This window comes from Pseudoalteromonas sp. MMG012 (assembly GCF_018100875.1).
Classification (GTDB): Bacteria; Pseudomonadota; Gammaproteobacteria; order Enterobacterales; family Alteromonadaceae; genus Pseudoalteromonas; species Pseudoalteromonas aurantia.
The window spans coordinates 13,075-30,357 of sequence record NZ_JAGJEF010000016.1; the positions used below are offsets into that span (position 1 = coordinate 13,075).

At 40.2% G+C, this 17,283-nt stretch carries 13 protein-coding genes; 10 read left to right on the forward strand and 3 right to left on the reverse strand.

What is annotated here, in order from left to right; translation table 11 throughout:
* Nucleotide 1: 1 nt before the first annotated feature.
* The 5 genes from J8L97_RS07930 to J8L97_RS07950 all read left to right on the forward strand — a co-directional run bounded on the left by J8L97_RS07930 (nucleotide 2) and on the right by J8L97_RS07950 (nucleotide 7,599).
* Nucleotides 2-901 (forward strand): DNA polymerase III subunit, encoded by a 900-nt coding sequence (locus J8L97_RS07930; RefSeq protein ID WP_211048628.1) that lies wholly within the window; start codon nucleotides 2-4, stop codon nucleotides 899-901.
* 11 nt (nucleotides 902-912) lie between these two features.
* Nucleotides 913-1,239, forward strand: coding sequence for a PilZ domain-containing protein (locus tag J8L97_RS07935; RefSeq protein ID WP_192507100.1), 327 nt, complete (start codon nucleotides 913-915; stop codon nucleotides 1,237-1,239).
* Between the two features lie 8 nt (nucleotides 1,240-1,247).
* The gene (locus J8L97_RS07940) at nucleotides 1,248-2,033 is read left to right on the forward strand and encodes a TatD family hydrolase (RefSeq protein ID WP_211048630.1); all 786 of its coding nucleotides are present in this window, start codon (nucleotides 1,248-1,250) and stop codon (nucleotides 2,031-2,033) included.
* Nucleotides 2,026-3,888 carry a metallophosphatase gene (locus tag J8L97_RS07945; RefSeq protein ID WP_211048632.1) on the forward strand — a complete coding sequence of 621 codons (1,863 nt, stop codon included), beginning with the start codon at nucleotides 2,026-2,028 and terminating at the stop codon, nucleotides 3,886-3,888. Before J8L97_RS07940 ends, J8L97_RS07945 begins: the two co-directional genes overlap by 8 nt.
* A gap of 63 nt (nucleotides 3,889-3,951) precedes the next feature.
* Nucleotides 3,952-7,599: a two-component regulator propeller domain-containing protein gene (locus tag J8L97_RS07950; protein WP_211048634.1), complete on the forward strand. Its 3,648-nt coding sequence runs from the start codon at nucleotides 3,952-3,954 to the stop codon at nucleotides 7,597-7,599.
* Between the two features lie 25 nt (nucleotides 7,600-7,624).
* Here the strand turns inward: J8L97_RS07950 and metG are convergent, their stop codons facing one another.
* Nucleotides 7,625-9,652 carry a methionine--tRNA ligase gene (gene metG, locus J8L97_RS07955; RefSeq protein ID WP_211048636.1) on the reverse strand — a complete coding sequence of 676 codons (2,028 nt, stop codon included), beginning with the start codon at nucleotides 9,650-9,652 and terminating at the stop codon, nucleotides 7,625-7,627.
* Between the two features lie 170 nt (nucleotides 9,653-9,822).
* On the opposite strand from metG, the gene J8L97_RS07960 reads away from it, so the two are divergent.
* The 3 genes from J8L97_RS07960 (at nucleotide 9,823) to J8L97_RS07970 (ending at nucleotide 14,104) form a co-directional block, all read left to right on the forward strand.
* Nucleotides 9,823-10,896, forward strand: a complete 1,074-nt coding sequence (locus J8L97_RS07960) for an Mrp/NBP35 family ATP-binding protein (protein ID WP_211048684.1) — start codon at nucleotides 9,823-9,825, stop codon at nucleotides 10,894-10,896.
* Between the two features lie 3 nt (nucleotides 10,897-10,899).
* Nucleotides 10,900-11,490 (forward strand): dCTP deaminase, encoded by a 591-nt coding sequence (gene dcd, locus J8L97_RS07965; protein ID WP_211048638.1) that lies wholly within the window; start codon nucleotides 10,900-10,902, stop codon nucleotides 11,488-11,490.
* A 109-nt stretch (nucleotides 11,491-11,599) separates the two neighbouring features.
* Nucleotides 11,600-14,104, forward strand: coding sequence for an EAL domain-containing protein (locus J8L97_RS07970; protein WP_211048640.1), 2,505 nt, complete (start codon nucleotides 11,600-11,602; stop codon nucleotides 14,102-14,104).
* On the opposite strand, the gene J8L97_RS07975 is transcribed toward J8L97_RS07970, so the two are convergent.
* Nucleotides 14,073-14,855, reverse strand: coding sequence for a CLCA_X family protein (locus J8L97_RS07975; RefSeq protein WP_211048686.1), 783 nt, complete (start codon nucleotides 14,853-14,855; stop codon nucleotides 14,073-14,075). The genes J8L97_RS07970 and J8L97_RS07975 overlap by 32 nt on opposite strands.
* Nucleotides 14,855-15,448, reverse strand: a complete 594-nt coding sequence (locus tag J8L97_RS07980; RefSeq protein ID WP_211048643.1) for a tRNA-uridine aminocarboxypropyltransferase — start codon at nucleotides 15,446-15,448, stop codon at nucleotides 14,855-14,857. Before J8L97_RS07980 ends, J8L97_RS07975 begins: the two co-directional genes overlap by 1 nt.
* 115 nt (nucleotides 15,449-15,563) lie before the next feature.
* On the opposite strand from J8L97_RS07980, the gene J8L97_RS07985 reads away from it, so the two are divergent.
* Together J8L97_RS07985 and J8L97_RS07990 are read left to right on the forward strand one after the other, a co-directional pair.
* On the forward strand, nucleotides 15,564-15,914 hold the full coding sequence (locus J8L97_RS07985) for an Hpt domain-containing protein (protein WP_211048688.1): 351 nt from the start codon (nucleotides 15,564-15,566) through the stop codon (nucleotides 15,912-15,914).
* Nucleotides 15,915-16,007: 93 nt separating this feature from the next.
* The gene (locus J8L97_RS07990; RefSeq protein WP_211048645.1) at nucleotides 16,008-17,225 is read left to right on the forward strand and encodes a pyridoxal phosphate-dependent aminotransferase; all 1,218 of its coding nucleotides are present in this window, start codon (nucleotides 16,008-16,010) and stop codon (nucleotides 17,223-17,225) included.
* Nucleotides 17,226-17,283: the final 58 nt, after the last annotated feature.

Below are 17,283 nucleotides of genomic sequence, written 5' to 3' on the forward strand. Positions count from 1 at the left end.
TATGTATACTTGGCAACATGTTTTATGGCAGCAATTACAAGATAGTTTCCAGCAAAAGCGTTTTCATCATGCACAATTATTTATTGGTTTACCTGGTGTTGGCAAATTTGATTTAGTTAAAGTGCTTGCGAGTACATTATTATGTGAGCGACCAGAGGGTTTTAGACCTTGTAATGCCTGTAAGGCTTGTGGGCTGCTGGCAGCAGAGACTCACCCAGATAAGCTGCTAATAAGTGCGGAATCAAATAGTATTGGTGTGGATGCTATTCGTGCCCTAAGTGATTTTATACACCACTCAGCGCTACAAGGTGGCAATAAAGTTGTCCTTATCAAAGATGCTGAAAAAATGACGCATTCTGCGGCTAATGCATTGTTAAAAACATTAGAAGAGCCGAACTTAAATCGATATATCTTGTTAACGTGCAATGATAAAAGTCAATTACCAGCAACGGTTCTAAGCCGCTGTGGTCAGCAATCTGTGGCTGTGAGTGAGGTGTCGTGTGCACAAAACTGGTTATCAGAGCAGCATATTCCACTGCATGAATTTGCATGGGTAGAGCAGTTCTATTTGCAACCTTTAAAACTAGTACAGTGGCACGAAGATGGTATGCTAGATAAAATTCAAACACTCTACTTATTTGCAAGTCACTTAAAAGAAAGTCATAATTTTGCTGAAGTACAAGGGATTTTGACAGAGCACACTCAATTGAACTCTGTTTTTTACGTGTTTATCAATCAACAGCTTAAATACCGCTTACAACAAGGTTTGGGTTTTAGCGCTTATAATGATGCGCAAAAGGCTCTGCATCGCTTTATGTTAGATACACAACAGATCCTAGGCTTAAATCAATCGTTAGGGTTAGCTAAGCTAATATATACGTTACAAAACGCAATAAAATAGGATGTAACATTGTGCAAGAGTTATTAGTAGATTTTGAAGATTTAGATGAACTGTATCGTTGTTATATGCCAGCTTTAAAGCACGGTGGTTTGTTTATTAAAACAAATACACGGTATGAATTGGGTCAGGCTGTCAATATGAGAGTAACCTTACCTGATGCATTAGAGCATGACTTAGTTTTGGGCAAGATCGTATGGATCACACCTCAAGGTGCGCAAAATTCAAATCCACCCGGTGTTGGCATCGGCTTTACTGAAGACAAAGATCGTGTTAACGATAAAATAATTAAGTTATTGGGTACGATGCTTAATGCCGATAAACCCACCTACACCATGTAAGAGTAGTTATGATTGTAGATTCCCATTGCCATTTAGATAGACTTGACTTTGACAAGCTAGGTCAGGACTTACCTGAAATTTTACAAGCTGCAAGAGCAAGACAAGTAGAGCATTTTTTGTGTGTGAGCGTGACCTTAGAGCAGTTCCCTAACATGCTTGCAACTATTCTCCCTTATAAAGATATTTCCGCATCCTGTGGCGTTCACCCTTTAGACCAAAAAGATCAATTGGATAAAGCATTGCTGCGAACATTAGCATCTCATGAGCGTGTAGTGGCTGTGGGTGAAACTGGGCTGGACTATTATTACGCAAAAGACACACATAAAGTGCAGCAAGACAGTTTTGTCGGGCATATTGAAGTAGCCAATGAGTTAAACAAACCACTTATTATTCATACTCGAGATGCAAGAGAAGATACCATTTCTCTTATGAAGTCACATAATGCTGAACGATGTGGTGGCGTATTACATTGTTTTACAGAAGATTGGGATATGGCTAAAAAGGCCATTGATATGGGGTTTTACATCTCGATTTCAGGAATTGTCACGTTCAAAAATGCAATTGAGCTAAAAGAAGTCGTTAAGCAACTGCCTCTAGATAGGTTATTGATAGAAACAGACTCACCCTATTTAGCACCGGTTCCTTATCGAGGAAAAACTAATCAACCAGCTTATGTACAAGATGTGGGCTATTATATTGCGGATTTAAAAGGCTTGCCGTTTAAATCATTGGCTGATGCGACCACAGAAAACTTTTATCGCTTATTTAACTTAGCGTCAAAAGTGAATGTCTGATTGTACTAGCAATTTACCCTTGATGTTACTTGGCCCGATTATTCGTCGCGCCGAGCGTCATCAAGTATGTGTTCAATTGGTTACTAGTGTTGCGGTACGGGTAGAGTTCACTGTGGCTGATTATACTGTACAGAGTGAACAAAAAACGCTTAATTTAGGTCAGTCTTGCTTTTTACATACTGTGATTATCAAGCCGTACCAAAATGAGTTTTCAGTAGATGTAGCTTTAGATTATATGCTGTACTTTGATGGTGTTATGCAGCAACTTGATTCGCTTTGCTATGCTGGGTTGTCATCACCACAAATTGTTATTCCGCATAACCTGACTCAAATTCTACATGGCTCATGTCGTAATCCCCATCACCCTAGTGCAGATAGCTTAGCCAGTGCCGATGATCAAGTACGGCAATATCGACAACGCAGACAAGTTGGCCCAAGCTTATTGTTAATGTCTGGCGATCAGATCTATGCAGATGATGTAGCGGGAGCAATGCTACTTGCTATAGGTCAGTTAATAGATAAACTTGGCTTGTATAAAGAAGCGGACAATGGGTTGCAATTACCTAAGTTGCGACAAGAACAACTATTCAGCCGTCATAACTTTTTGCCAAAAACCCCATGGCAAAAGCGTAGTAAATGGTCTTTGGGATATCACTTTAAAAAAGATGAACCACACTTTACCAGTGCACATGCATGTAATCACCTTATTCATTTTGAAGAGTTTATCGCTTACTATTTGCTCGCTTTTAGTCCTGTTGCATGGACTTTGATTGATCGAAGTTTAATTACGTACGACGGCAACAATCCAGCCAAGGTGAGCAAGTTTTCTAACGAGTGGATCGCATTACAAACCTTTATTACCCAATTACCAAAGGCGCAACGGTTGTTTGCCAATACGTCAACACTCATGATGTTTGATGATCACGATGTCACTGATGATTGGAATTTAACTGCACAATGGGAACAAGCAATAGCGGGCAATTATGCGAGCCGTAGGATCGTTAACAACGGATTGTTGAGTTATTGGTTGTTCCAAGGTCTAGGTAATGACGCGATGAGTGATTCTGAAGCGCTTATAGCACCTTTTGAAGCCAGCTTTAGAGGTGAAACTTGGCATTTTGACACGTTAGATAAATCATTACAGCGATTTGGTCGGTGGCACTTTTGTTTAAATACATACCCGAAAGTCGTGGTGCTGGATACGCGAACACACCGCTGGCGAAATGAGCAAAATTTCGGAGAACCCAGTGGCTTAATGGACTGGGAAATGTTGATGGAGTTGCAAGATATGCTCCTTGATCATGATGCCGTGATACTGGTATCACCCCCGCCAGTATTTGGTGTTAAGTCGATTGAAGCGATCCAAGCACTTTTTAATTTTTGCGGTCAACCTCTTGTTGTAGATGTTGAAAATTGGATGGCCCATGAGGGATCAGCAAGGAAGCTATTGGATATTTTTAAACGGCCAGACACTCCAAGAGAAACAATTATATTATCAGGAGATGTACATTACTCCTTTTGTTTTTCAGTGCAAAGCCGATTTGGTCGCCATGATAACCGTATTTGGCAATTAACTGCATCAGGCATTAAAAATGAATTTCCAAAAAAGCTCATTGCTTGTTTAGACAAATTAGATTCAATTTTTTATGGTCCTTGGAGTCCTCTTAACTTTTTCACCAAGCGTTGGCAAATGGAAGTAAACAAGCACCCGCTTCAAGAAGGTGATCAAAAGCAACCCTATTTAGTATCTCATAGTGCGATAAGCCTTATTACGTTAGATCAAGGAAAATTAGCACAGTATGAGCTATTACATGGCGATGGTTCGAAAAGTAAATTCTGCTTAGACTTAGAATAAAAACCTCCTAGTTTTTATACAGTTTGCTATATTTTATAAATCGAGTCTTGCATATGGCTGTATATGAAAACCGTTCACTGTCTTGGTTGTCTATTATTCCTATTCTGTAAATTATTGTGGGCAGTCCCACAATTTACTGATACCGCTCAGGTCATGCGACATTATGACTACCGAGCAGGGTTAAGCCAAGTGACTGTTATGGCACTGGCACAAGACCAGTTTGGTTATATATGGATCGGAACTCAAGCTGGACTCAATCGTTTTGATGGGCACGAATTTAAAACATTTGCATCACAGCAGCAAAACGTAAAAAGCTTGGCTGGTGGTTTTATTACTGAATTATGTGTTAGTAATGATAAAGTGTGGGTGGGAACGAGTACAGGTCTAAGTGTTTATCATACTGTTGAAGGACGGTTTACGTCTTTATTGGCCAGCGAGTTTCCGGTTATTGGATCTGACCGAGTAAATTGGATTGATTGTAAAGGTGAGCATGTTGTTGTTTCTACCGAGGATAATACTTCTTATGAAGTTGATAAAGCGACGTTGGTACCCCAAGCTTTAAAAATAGAAGGTAGTTACATAAGAAATGTAGTGCAACGGGGTGACAATTATTTCTACCTGAGCAATGAAGGGTTTATGGTTTATCATAAACAGGCACAAGCTTCAGTACAACTGCTCTCCGGTGAGTTTAAGCATATGATTTACCAAGGTCAACGCGCTATGTTGATCAGTAAGTCAGACCGTCTGATAAGTTATGATACTTTGTATCAACGGGTTTTATGGTCGCGTAATTTTGATGCGGTGCAGAACATCACACTTCATAGTTTAGCCATCACTGGCAACGAATTATTAGTTGCCAGTGACAACGGTGTATACCTACTTGATTTACAGGGTAAGTTGTTAAATCACTGGTATAAACGTGACCGACAACATGAAGGTCTTCAGGACAATAATATTCTCACCGTTATGAGGGACAAAAACCAAGATCTGTGGATTGGCACTGAAACGCGTGGTCTGCACTTTTTTAGCCAGTTAAGTGAATCATTTGGCCATGTCAGTGAGTACAACTACCCCAGTGCGCCAATCAAGTCAGCTGATATTCGTAATTTTGCCATAGACCGTAATGATCGAATTTGGTTAGCAACATCTAATGGTGTTCATATATTTGATGGTAAGGGGTTTAATGGCGCACATGACCTATATCCATTATTAAAGGTACTTGACGGAAGCTTTGTCACGCGGATACTTTTTGATGACGATCACCTTTGGGCCACTACTCGGGGTAACGGTGTGGTGTCGTTTAATTTGAAAACAAAGAAATTACTTCACTTAAAACCCGATATAGGCAATGGACCAGAACTGAGTTTTAATGATGTGTTTTTGTTTAAAAATAGAGTTCTAGTTAGTTCTAGAACCATGGGGGCAATGTATTTTGATGCGACATCCGAGACTCTAAAGTCACTATATACAAATGAGCAGAACGCGCCTAGTCATGTATCATCCATGTCAGTGGTTAATGGAGAGCTGTGGTTCGGATCAATTGGCAATGGACTGTATCGAGATATTGATGGGAAGCTGGAGAATCTGACAACAGCAGAAGGATTAGTATCAGATCTAGTATTTATGCTTGAACAAGACCAGTATGGTCGGGTGTGGGTTGCCAGTGAGTCAGGCCTATCATTGGTGACAAAAGAGTTTACTGTTGAGCGTGTTTTTACTCAGCAAAGTGGTTTAGCAAATAACGCAATTTGGGGTCTTGTATTCGATAATCTAAATCATTTATGGGTAGGCAGTAGTGGGGGGTTAAGTCAGATCAACACCAATAACTTTGAAATTTATAACTTCTCTCCGGTAGATGGCGTTCAAGGCAACGAATTTAATTATAACGCTGCGTGGTTGGCACCTGATGGACGTGTTTTTATTGGTGGTGCGATGGGTTTTAATCAATTTTATCCACAAAAGCTTCGTTTAGATAATTCAGCTAGCCCGTTGCTGATTAGTCATATTGAGCTGTTAGGTAAGAGCTTAACGCCAAGTGATGAAGGGCTTTTAAAAACAGCACCAGAATTGGCTGAATCATTGTTATTGAAATATGATCAAGATATTGTCTCGTTACAATACTCCAGTTTAGATTATGGCTCGGAGCAACAGCAATTCTATTACCGAGTGATCGGGTTGAGTGATAAATGGCTTAAGCTGGCAAAAGGGGTTCGCCAAGTCAATTTATTACGCTTAGATCCAGGGAGCTATATTATTGAGTCATATACAATTAATCGTTTTAATATGCAGTCACCTATACATCGTTTTGAGCTTAAAATAGATGCGCCATGGTGGTGGGATATATATGCGAAGACATTATATGTATTGACCTTACTTGCGTTAATTATCTTGATAGTAAGGATAAGACAGAAGCGGTATAGGCAGGTCGTGGCCGATAATCAGAAAATGAGTGAATTACGGCAACGGCTAGAGTTGTCACTATGGGCAAGTGGTGATGAGTTGTGGGATTGGCATTTAGATCAACAGACGATATATAGACACTGTGTTTCACCTAGAGTGGATTATGGGAAAGCCGAGAATCACATGCAGCTGGACGATTTTATACAGTTTGTTCACCCAAAAGATAATATTTTATTAGAAGATAAAGTAGAAGCTTGTATTCGTGGAAACGTTGAAAGTTATGAAATCGCAATACGAGTAAAAGACTTAAGTGGTCAATGGGCATGGGTTTTAGATCGGGGAAAAGTAGTTGATAGAGACGAAAGTGGTAAAGCCATTCGAATTGCTGGGGCATTGAAAGATATTACCGAACTCAAAACACACCAAAATGCGCTACAACTGCTTAATGAGCAACTTGAAATTAAAGTAGAAATGCGTACAAATGAACTTTATAAACAGAATCAAATGCTCGAGCAGGCAATGTTAACACTGAAACAAACTCAACAAGAGCTTATCGAAAGTGAAAAAATGGCATCACTCGGTGGGCTTGTGGCCGGAGTTGCGCATGAGATTAACACGCCTTTGGGCGTCGCACTAACCGCGATGACATATAATCAAGAGTGTTTACAAGTAGTTGAAAAGAAATTAGCAGATAAAACTTTGAAACAAAATGATTTAGTTAAAGCGATTGCAGAGCAAACGCAAGGGTACCAGCTCATTCTGAGGAACTTAGATAGGGCGCAAAACTTAATAGGTAACTTTAAACAAGTAGCAGTTGACCAGTCTAGTGAAACGTCTCGTCAAATCAACCTTAAAGAATATGTCGAAGATGTATTTCATTCTTTAGAACCATTGATAAAAGGCAAGGAGATCACGATCCATGTATCAGGAAGTGACACTGTGATATTAACAACCTATCCGGGGGCGATTTATCAAATATTAACTAACTTACTCAATAATTCAGTACTGCATGGCTTTGAAAAACGTGGTAATGGAGAGGTGTTAGTGACGGTTGCGGTTGATGAGAGTAGTTGGTATGTCAATTATACGGATGATGGTGTAGGAATGAATGAGGAGATGTTAAAAACCATTTTTGACCCCTTTGTGACTTCTAAGCGTAGCCAAGGAGGCTGTGGGCTGGGGATGCACATTGTTTATAATTTAGTGACGCAGCTATTAAAAGGGGAAATTAAGTGTTTCTCAGAAGAAGGAAAAGGTATTGCTGTGAAGCTAAAAATACCAATCGATAGTGTAAAAGAAATGGCCTCTTAATTGGCCATTTCTCAATTTGCTATTTTTACATTACACGCATGCCAGGTTCTGAACCGTCGTCTGGGCTTAATATGTAAATTTCTTTACCACCTGGTCCTGCAGCTAGGACCATACCTTCTGACATCCCAAAGCGCATTTTACGAGGCTTCAGGTTAGCAACCATCACTGTTAGTTTACCTTCAATATCTTCAGGTGCGTACGCCGACTTGATACCGGCAAAGACTTGTCTTGTTTCTCCCCCTAAATCAAGGGTGAGTTTGAGTAGTTTGTCAGCGCCTTCAACATGCTCAGCTTTAGCTATTTTGGCAACTCGCAGATCAACCTTGGCAAAGTCATTGAATTCTATCTCTTCGGCAATTGGCTCTTTCGCAAGTGGGCTACTTGGATCAATTGCTGCTTGGGTTGTCGCAACCAAACTTTCCTTTGACTCTTCTAGCATTGTATTGACTTTATCCATATCAACACGTTGCATTAGTGCTTTAAATTTATTGATCGGGTGATCAGATAGTATTTCTTGTGCACTGTCCCATGTCAATTCTGTATTTAGAAACTGTTCCACATTACTAGCCATAGCAGGTAATACTGGCTTTAAATACGTCATTAGGATCTTGAATAAATTTAAACCCAAAGAGCACACTTGGTGTGCTTGTTCATGAGTTTCTTCATTTTTGATCAGTACCCATGGTGCTTGTGCATCTATAAATTGATTTGCTTTGTCTGCAAGTGCCATTATTTCACGAATGGCTCTACTGTACTCACGTTGTTCATAATGCTCTGCAATAACGCTAGCGGCTGATTGGAATTCAGCTATGAGCTCTGGCTCAAGTATTGTGTCAGAGATTTTTCCATCAAACTTTTTAGTTATAAACCCAGCACAACGAGAGGCTATGTTAACAACTTTACCAACTAGGTCTGAGTTAACACGTTGTGCAAAATCCTCTAAATTTAGGTCTAAATCAGTGATCCCCCCATTGAGTTTTGCTGCAAAGTAATAACGCAAGAATTCAGGGTCTAAATGCTCAAGGTAGGTACGAGCTTTGATAAATGTGCCTTTAGACTTAGACATTTTGGCACCGTTGACTGTAACAAAACCGTGCGCGAATACATTCGTTGGTTTCCGGAATTCTGCAGCATCTAACATAGCAGGCCAAAATAAGCTGTGGAAATAGATGATATCCTTGCCAATAAAGTGATAAAGCTCGGCATTTGAATTCTCAGACCAGAAATCATTAAAATTGATGCCTTTTTTATCGCATAGATTTTTAAAGCTCGCCATGTAGCCAATTGGTGCATCTAACCAAACGTAAAAGTATTTTCCAGGAGCACCTGGGATCTCGAAACCAAAGTAAGGCGCATCTCGACTGATATCCCATTGCTGAAGACCATCAGCAAACCATTCGTCAAGCTTATTCGCCATTTCAGTTTGAATTGAACCAGAATGTAACCACTCTTTTAGCATGCCTTCGAATGCAGGCAAATCGAAGAAAAAGTGCTCTGAGTCTTTTAAGATAGGGACAGCGCCAGACATTGCAGAGCGCGGCTCTTTTAATTCTGTTGGACTATATGTCGCACCACATGCATCGCAACTGTCACCATTTTGCTCTGTTGCGTCACATGTAGGGCATGTACCAGTCACAAAACGATCAGGTAGAAAGATGTTTTTCTCAGGATCAAACAGCTGTGAAATTGTCCGTTTTTTAATATGCCCTTTGTCATTTAAGCGGTTATAAATCAGTTCGCTCAGTTCTTTATTTTCATCGCTATGCGTACTGTGATAGTTATCAAATTCAATATTGAAGTCAGCGAAATCTCGTTGGCGTTCTATGCTGACATTTTTCACCATTTCCTCTGGCGAGATCCCTTGCTTTTGGGCATTGAGCATAATAGGAGTACCGTGTGCGTCATCAGCACATACATAATACGCTTCGTGACCACGTAGTTTTTGAAAGCGTGACCAAATATCCGTTTGTATATACTCAAGCATGTGGCCTAAGTGTGTTGGGCCATTGGCATAAGGTAAAGCACTGGTGATGAGAATTTTTCTCTTAGTCATAACGGTTCCGTGAATTTTGAGCGGTTCTGTTTAAGAAACAGCCAACCCTCTAAGTTTTAGTTTACAATTGCCAGTTGGTAGCCATGTAAAGCATTAATAGACTGGTTTTAATGGGTTGAATGTTACATAATTCCGAAGCCTTTTTCATCACTCGAGTACGTTTTATTTTTATGTTTGGCATCAATAAACTATTTAAGAAAGATAATTCCGATGAATCGCGGTTATTTACTTTACTTGAAGGCTATAAAAGTGGGGTATTTCCGCTTGGTATTGAGCATGAATGGGTGGAGCGTTATACTGACAAACCAGACGTCTTAGATATTACGTTGTTGGTCCCATTTGCAGTGCAAAGTGCGAACACTGCATTAGCTACTTATTTAAGCGAGCACTTAGATAAGCGCGTCACGGTTACAATTAATGTACACTTACCTGAGCAGTTTAAATATAAAAAAATAAAACACATCGTCTTGGTGGCGTCAGGGAAAGGCGGGGTTGGTAAGTCTACAACCGCGGCATTTTTAGCTCAAGCGCTCGTTTCAGAGGGGGCGAATGTTGGTGTATTAGATGCGGATATATATGGGCCTTCTATTCCGTCTATTTTTGGTGTGAAAAATGAGAAGCCGTCTTCAAAAGATAATAAAACCCTCAACCCTGTCGTAAAAGATGCAATAAAAATTCAATCGATCGGTTTTTTAGTACCGGCTGAAAACGCCACGGTTTGGCGAGGGCCGATGGCATCACAAGCATTAAATCAGTTACTGAATGAAACCGATTGGGGTAATTTGGACTATTTAATTGTTGATATGCCGCCTGGCACTGGCGATATACAATTAACAATGACACAGAAAGTACCAGCAAGCGGTGCCCTGATTGTTACTACACCACAAGATTTAGCTTTGGCAGATGCGCAAAAAGGTATCGCTATGTTCAATCAAGTTAATTTACCTATTTTAGGTCTAATTGAAAATATGAGCCATTTCTTATGTACTCATTGTGGACAAAAAAATCATATTTTTGGTGAGCATGGTGGCGCAGAGTTAGCGAGTCGTCATGGTGTTCCTTTACTGGCTGAAGTGCCACTGAATGTTGCAATTCGTGAAACGTCAGAGCTAGGTGGAAATATTTCAACGCTGCCAGCAAATCAAGCAAGCAATTATACTGTGTGCGCTCAACTTGTTAGCAGCATACTGCATTATCAAACGCAAGCGACTTCAACGGTCGATATTGTAATAACGGATGACTAATCAATGAGATTATCAGATACGCACATAAAACAAGCGATAGAACAACAGCGCATTATTATTGACCCGCCTCCTGAAGACGGAATGATTTCAGGTATTACGCTGGATTTACGATTGGGGAATAAGTTTAGAGTTTTTCAAGATCACGCTGCACCATATGTTGATTTGAGCGGACCAAAAGACCAGCTTAATGCTGCAATGGAGTCGATCATGAGCGATGAAATTGCACTTGAAGAAAATGAAGCGTTTTTTTTGCATCCCGGTCAATTGGCATTGGCTATTACGTTTGAGTCGGTTACATTGCCAGCGGACCTTGTTGGTTGGTTAGACGGACGATCTTCATTGGCACGATTGGGTTTAATGGTTCATGTTACAGCTCATAGAATTGATCCAGGGTGGTCAGGGAACATTGTATTAGAATTTTATAACTCAGGTAAGCTACCTTTAGCATTAAGGCCAAATATGAAAATTGGTGCACTGAGTTTTGAAACGATGAGCAGTGAAGCCGCAACACCATATAATGCGAGAAAAGATGCGAAATACAAAGGGCAAAATAGCGCGGTAGCAAGCCGTATTAGTGATGACAATAAAGCCTAGCTTTTAGGCATCTCAGAAGACAGTGTAAAATATATGAATATTTTAATTCATAACTGGCAATACTGAGTAAAGTTTACATACTTAAATATTGATTGAACGAGGCTGTTGCATGCCTCGACATCAAGGAGATGGTATGTGGGTATGTAAAAAGGCATTACATGCAATAGCTCTGATATTGATAACACACTTGTTTAGCAATTATTTACAGGCTGCTCAGGTGTTTAACGATACCAGCAATGAAGTCACAATTAATGAGATCATTTATGGGGAAGGACTGTTTTCTGCTGTAAATATCAATCAAGCGATTGCAGAAAAAGCAATCTCGACGTGGCTGAAAGTGGATATTCCAGCCGAGGACAGCAATGTCATTAGAGAAGAAATCTTCACTATTTATAAACCTGTTGAAACCCTGCTTGACCTGTATGTTGTTGAGGGAGCTCGGGTTGTTCAAGCAGTCAACCTACCTATAGATAATGCCGTACTCCCCCGTTTACAAAGTATTTACCCTCATATTAAGTATACGACTTCTAACACACCGCAACAGATTTATATTCGAATTAGAGCGCCCTTCAAGACTAAGATAGAGCATCAAAGACTCTCCGTGAGAGACTTTTCTGAGCAAGCACAAGCACGGTTATTTTGGTATGGTCTAGAGCTAGGTTTGCTCTACTTTGTTGCGTTGTTTATCGTACTGATTGCAATATTTAGCGCTAGAAAGTACTTATCATATTTAGGTGGTTATTTATTGTTACTGGCGCTGCAATGCAGTGCAAACAATGGCAGCATTTATTACTACTTACCACAAAGCATCGCAAGGTGGGTCACACATCACTGTAGTGCGCTTGTGGTGTTAGGTTTAGCTGCGTGTTTGTTGTTCCACTATAGCTTTTTTAAAATAGATAAGCATGTAAAACAATTAAAATTGCCGACTTTAATACTGGCTGGCTTGTTGGTATTTATGGCTGTGTTATCGATTGGAATGGGGTCTTCGATTGCAGTGCAGGTTCAAGCGTTGAGTGTTTTAACGACGTTGGGGCTTGGGGTCGGTATGTGTAGTTATCTAAAAAAGGAGCATGCGCGAGAAATATGGGTCGTCATACTTGCATGGCTCCCGATGTTTATTTTAGCGTTTACCTGGGTCAGTATGCAAATGGGGATATTTATTAATAGCGCACTAGTGAGCGCCAGTAAATTGGCTGTTATCTTCCATGTCACTCTACTGGGGTTCCTTATCTACTTGCGTGATAAAAGACAAAGAGACGCATTTGTATTTTATACGATTCATGACAAAGATACGGGGCTACCCAACAGGCTTGCATTAAGTCGCGAGTTGAGCAAGCTTGCAGCAGGTCACAAACACCACACATTGCTTTTATTTAAGCCGTTGGTGCTTAATAGTATTCGCCTAAATTATGGCATGGACTATGCCGATAGGCATTTAAAAAACCTCTTTGAGCAATTAAATTTGCAGCTAGACACATATGGTAACTCAACGATAAGTACCAAGCACAACGATAAACATACGGACATTTATCGACTCGATGAGTCGGTTTTTGCTGTGATTCTAGTAGGAAAGCTGTCGTTGTCTCAAGTTGAACAATATGTGTGTTTGTTATCGTCAGTATTTGAAGAAGGTATTGAGCTGAAAGGGCACCAGCTCGTTGATAAAATAGAAATTGGCGTAGCACATTCTCCGGTGCATGCAAAAAGCGCTGAGAAATTAGTACAACGCGCTAGGCTAGCATTGGCAACGAAATGTGCAAGTAGTGAGCGTTGGCAGCTGTTTGATGTAGCAAACTCGGTTGTTTCTGAGCGAAGGCTGAAGGTTACATCGGCTTTGAAAACGGCGCTGGATAAGGGGGAGTTTGCGTTATATATGCAGCCTCAAATTAATTTAACGACTGGTAAGGTACACGGGTGTGAAGGGTTACTCAGGTGGAGCCATCCAGATTTAGGTCAAGTACCTCCAGATGAATTTATTCCGATAGCTGAATCGTCAGGGATGATATATTCAGTAACTGAATGGGTTATTGAACAAGGTTTACGGTACCAAAAGCAAATAGTAGAGCAATTCCCTAGCCATGTTTTATCGTTGAATATATCAGGGAAGGATTTATCAAAAAGAGAACTCACAGTGCAATTGATCACGTTGATTAATGAGTTAAATCTTAATCCACGGCAAATTATATTAGAGATCACGGAATCAGTCACAATAGGCAAAGAAGCAAACTTAAAAGAGGTGGTTGATGATTACCGCAGGATAGGGATCAAAGTGGCGATAGATGACTTTGGTACCGGGTATTCATCTTTGGCTTATCTGAGTCAATTAGGATTTGATGAATTGAAAATAGATAAGCAGTTTGTTATGAATATTGAAACTTCTCGAAGTAATCAAACCATATGTAAAGCAACGTGTGATATGGCACATAGTTTGGGGTCAAAAGTGGTAGCAGAAGGCATAGAAAGCTTAGCTAGCTATACTCGGCTGCAGGGTTATGGGTGTGACTTTGGTCAAGGGTATTTTATTTCTAAGCCGTTGGCGATGAGTGATTACTTGGTCTGGCTAACTAAAGCGAATAGAGTTACTGATGTAAAGCAACACCTAGCGCGTTAAAGTAGCGGAATATAGAGTGCGACAATTTAGCTCGAAGAGCAGGGCACGGAAAGCCACCAAGACTTGCAAGCTCACTGTTTTTGACACCGCTGACTAAAAATTCGTTGTGTATTTTTGAGTTAAAAGCGATACATGCCTCAAACGCTCTTGCTGTAAGCTCTTGTGGTTTGCTGAAATAAAGTTGTTGGTATTGCTTATCTAATTCGACTGCTCGGACGAAAAATATACTGGGGTTTACACCACTTTGATCTAGCATACATGCTTTATAAAAGTCATTTAATAGATTGTTCAAAGGGTGAGGCGTCATGTTTGCGCTATGTAACCAGTAGCTTGATGCAAATCCATGTGCAGAGCTGTTATTAAAGAGGCGCTTGCAGATATAGTGGTCAAATGCGTGCCACCATTCATGAGCGATCGCGCCAGCCCCTGCATTTTTTGCCAACGCTAATGTACGTGAGCCGCTATCATAGTGAGCTTGAACACCCAGTTGACCACCTGTACCAAATGAAAAGTTGAGTGTTCCCCGCAACCCAATAACATAAGGAGGAATGTTAAGGATTTGTGCCAAATCTGCAAATGCATCATAGACTAAATTTGCACTCGCTAATCGTTCAGGTTTGGTTACCCATTGGCCAATAGAGATTGTGCACAACCCAAAAGTATCACGCACTTCGTCAAAATCAACTTGATCATCAAAGCGATAGTCAGGACCTTGACGACTAAACTTTTGCATAACTCGGGAAACTCTCATCATGAATAGCGTGCTTTTACGTGCGGGGGCATATATTTTGTTTGCTGTTCAATCATACCCTGTAACAAATTAAGCAATGGCTGGGAGTTAACATGTTCATGGCATGTAAGAAAAAGGCCAACTGCTTCCAATGTTGATAAGCTGTATGATTGTTCTGCTTTTCTTATTGAGTATTGATTTTTTGGTAATTGCTTGAAACTGACAAACTTGAGTGCATGCAGCCATGAGTTCAGCGCGAGTATTTTATTGGTTTTTTTCCATGTTCCATCAATAACTAATAGGGTATCAATTTCAATACCTGATCGGGGAATATCCTCAACGGCTATGGATTCTTTCCCTGGGTATAATAATGCACACGATGACAAATTTAACTGCGTTTGTAATTGCGTAAAGTCTTGATTGGACTCCCCCACAAAAATCTCGATATTGTCCAATTGTAAATTTAATAAGCGAACCGTGTTTTTTGCAAGGTCGGCTTCATCGGGATGTTGCAAAATAATGATTCTGGTTCTATTTTTAATTGGGTCTTGAAGGTATTTGCAAACACAAGTGGTAGTCGGGTATGTACAGTTTGAGCATTGTGAGCGTTTCATGGGTTACTCGTGGATTTAAAACCTAGACAAATAGTACCATATATCGTGAATTGTTTTGCTAATAGTGTCTGAATTGACTAGCATTACAAGTATGAAACAAAGCGAAGGGATTGTTATGAATGTAACCATTAATGAAGATGCTTTAGAAGGTATGCAATCACTTTTAGGCGATCAATTTGAAGATACGCTTATTTTTTGTTGTGATGAATTTGAAAGACTCGAAAATGAATTAAGAATGGCGCTGAATGCAAATAATCAAGATGCAATCCGTCACGCACATAGCTTAAAGTCAAACGCAGCACAGTTTGGAGCAATGAGCTTGAGTAATGCTGCGCGTGCGATAGAGCAAGGCTTGATAAATGAAGATAATGAGTCAGTTCAAGATAACGTTGCATGCTTATCAGGTCAAGTGGCAGGGTCAAAAGCTCAGCTGTTACAGTGGTTGTCATCTAAAGCGTCTCTTTAATTATATCTTAAGAAAAACCTCTTAAAAATCGTTTTCCCCCTCTAGTTTTTAGGATGCTTTGTAAGCTATTCTAGGGTCGAGAGGGAGATGAAAATGTCTAAACTAACAAAAAGTAATAAATTAAATGGGGTGTACTACGACATTCGTGGTCCTGTGCTTGATCAAGCGAAAAAAATGGAAGACGAAGGTCAAAAGGTCTTAAAATTGAATATTGGTAACCCAGCCGTATTTGGTTTTGATATGCCAGAAGACATGCATCGAGATATCATTCGAAACCTACATTTAGCGCAAGGTTATTGTGATTCAAAAGGGTTATATTCAGCTCGGGTAGCAATTTATCAGCATTACCAGCAAAAAAGCTTACCGAATATTGACGTAGACAATATATATATTGGTAATGGGGTGAGTGAGTTAATTCAAATGACCACTCAGGCATTGCTTGATAGCGGTGATGAAGTTTTAATACCGGCTCCTGATTACCCCTTATGGACTGCGTCAGTAAAGCTGGCAGGCGGAACGCCAGTCCATTATTTGTGTGATGAAGAACAAGACTGGTTTCCTGATTTGGCAGATATTCGAGCCAAAATTACAACGAAAACAAAAGCGTTGGTATTGATAAACCCAAATAACCCCACTGGTGCAGTGTATGATAGAACACTGTTACAAGGTCTTATTGATATTGCACGTGAGCATAAGTTGCTGTTATTGAGTGATGAAATTTATGAAAAAATTATTTACGATGGTTTAGAGCATACGTCTATTGGAGCTATGTGTGATGATTTACCTGTTATCACATTTAACGGCTTAGCAAAATCGTACCGAGCCGCCGGTTTGCGGATGGGCTGGATGGTTTTAAGCGGTAGAATAAGTGCTATGGCTGATTTGATCACCGGGTTTAATATGTTGGCTTCTATGCGTTTATGCGCAAATGTGCCCGCGCAATTTGCTATTCAACAAGCATTGGGTGGCATTCAGTCAATTGATAATTTGATTCTACCAGGTGGAAGGCTTTACGAGCAACGTAATATCGTAACTGAAGGCCTTAATGCAATTGATGGGATCACCTGTGTTAAACCTAAAGGAGCATTGTACGCTTTTCCGAAGATAGACATGGCTAAATTTAATGTTGTGAATGACGAGCAGATGATGCTTGACTTATTAAGCCAAGAGAAAATTATGTTGGTCCCTGGGCGTGCATTTAATTGGCCACAGCCAGATCACTTTAGACTGGTTTTTCTACCTCATAAAGATGAATTAGAACCAGCAATGCAGAGAATTAAGCATTTCTTTGATGGATACCAGCAAGTGTAAATTACGTTGGGAATGAAAGCGGGCTAAGTCCCGCTTTTTTATTATGCTAAAACGTCGG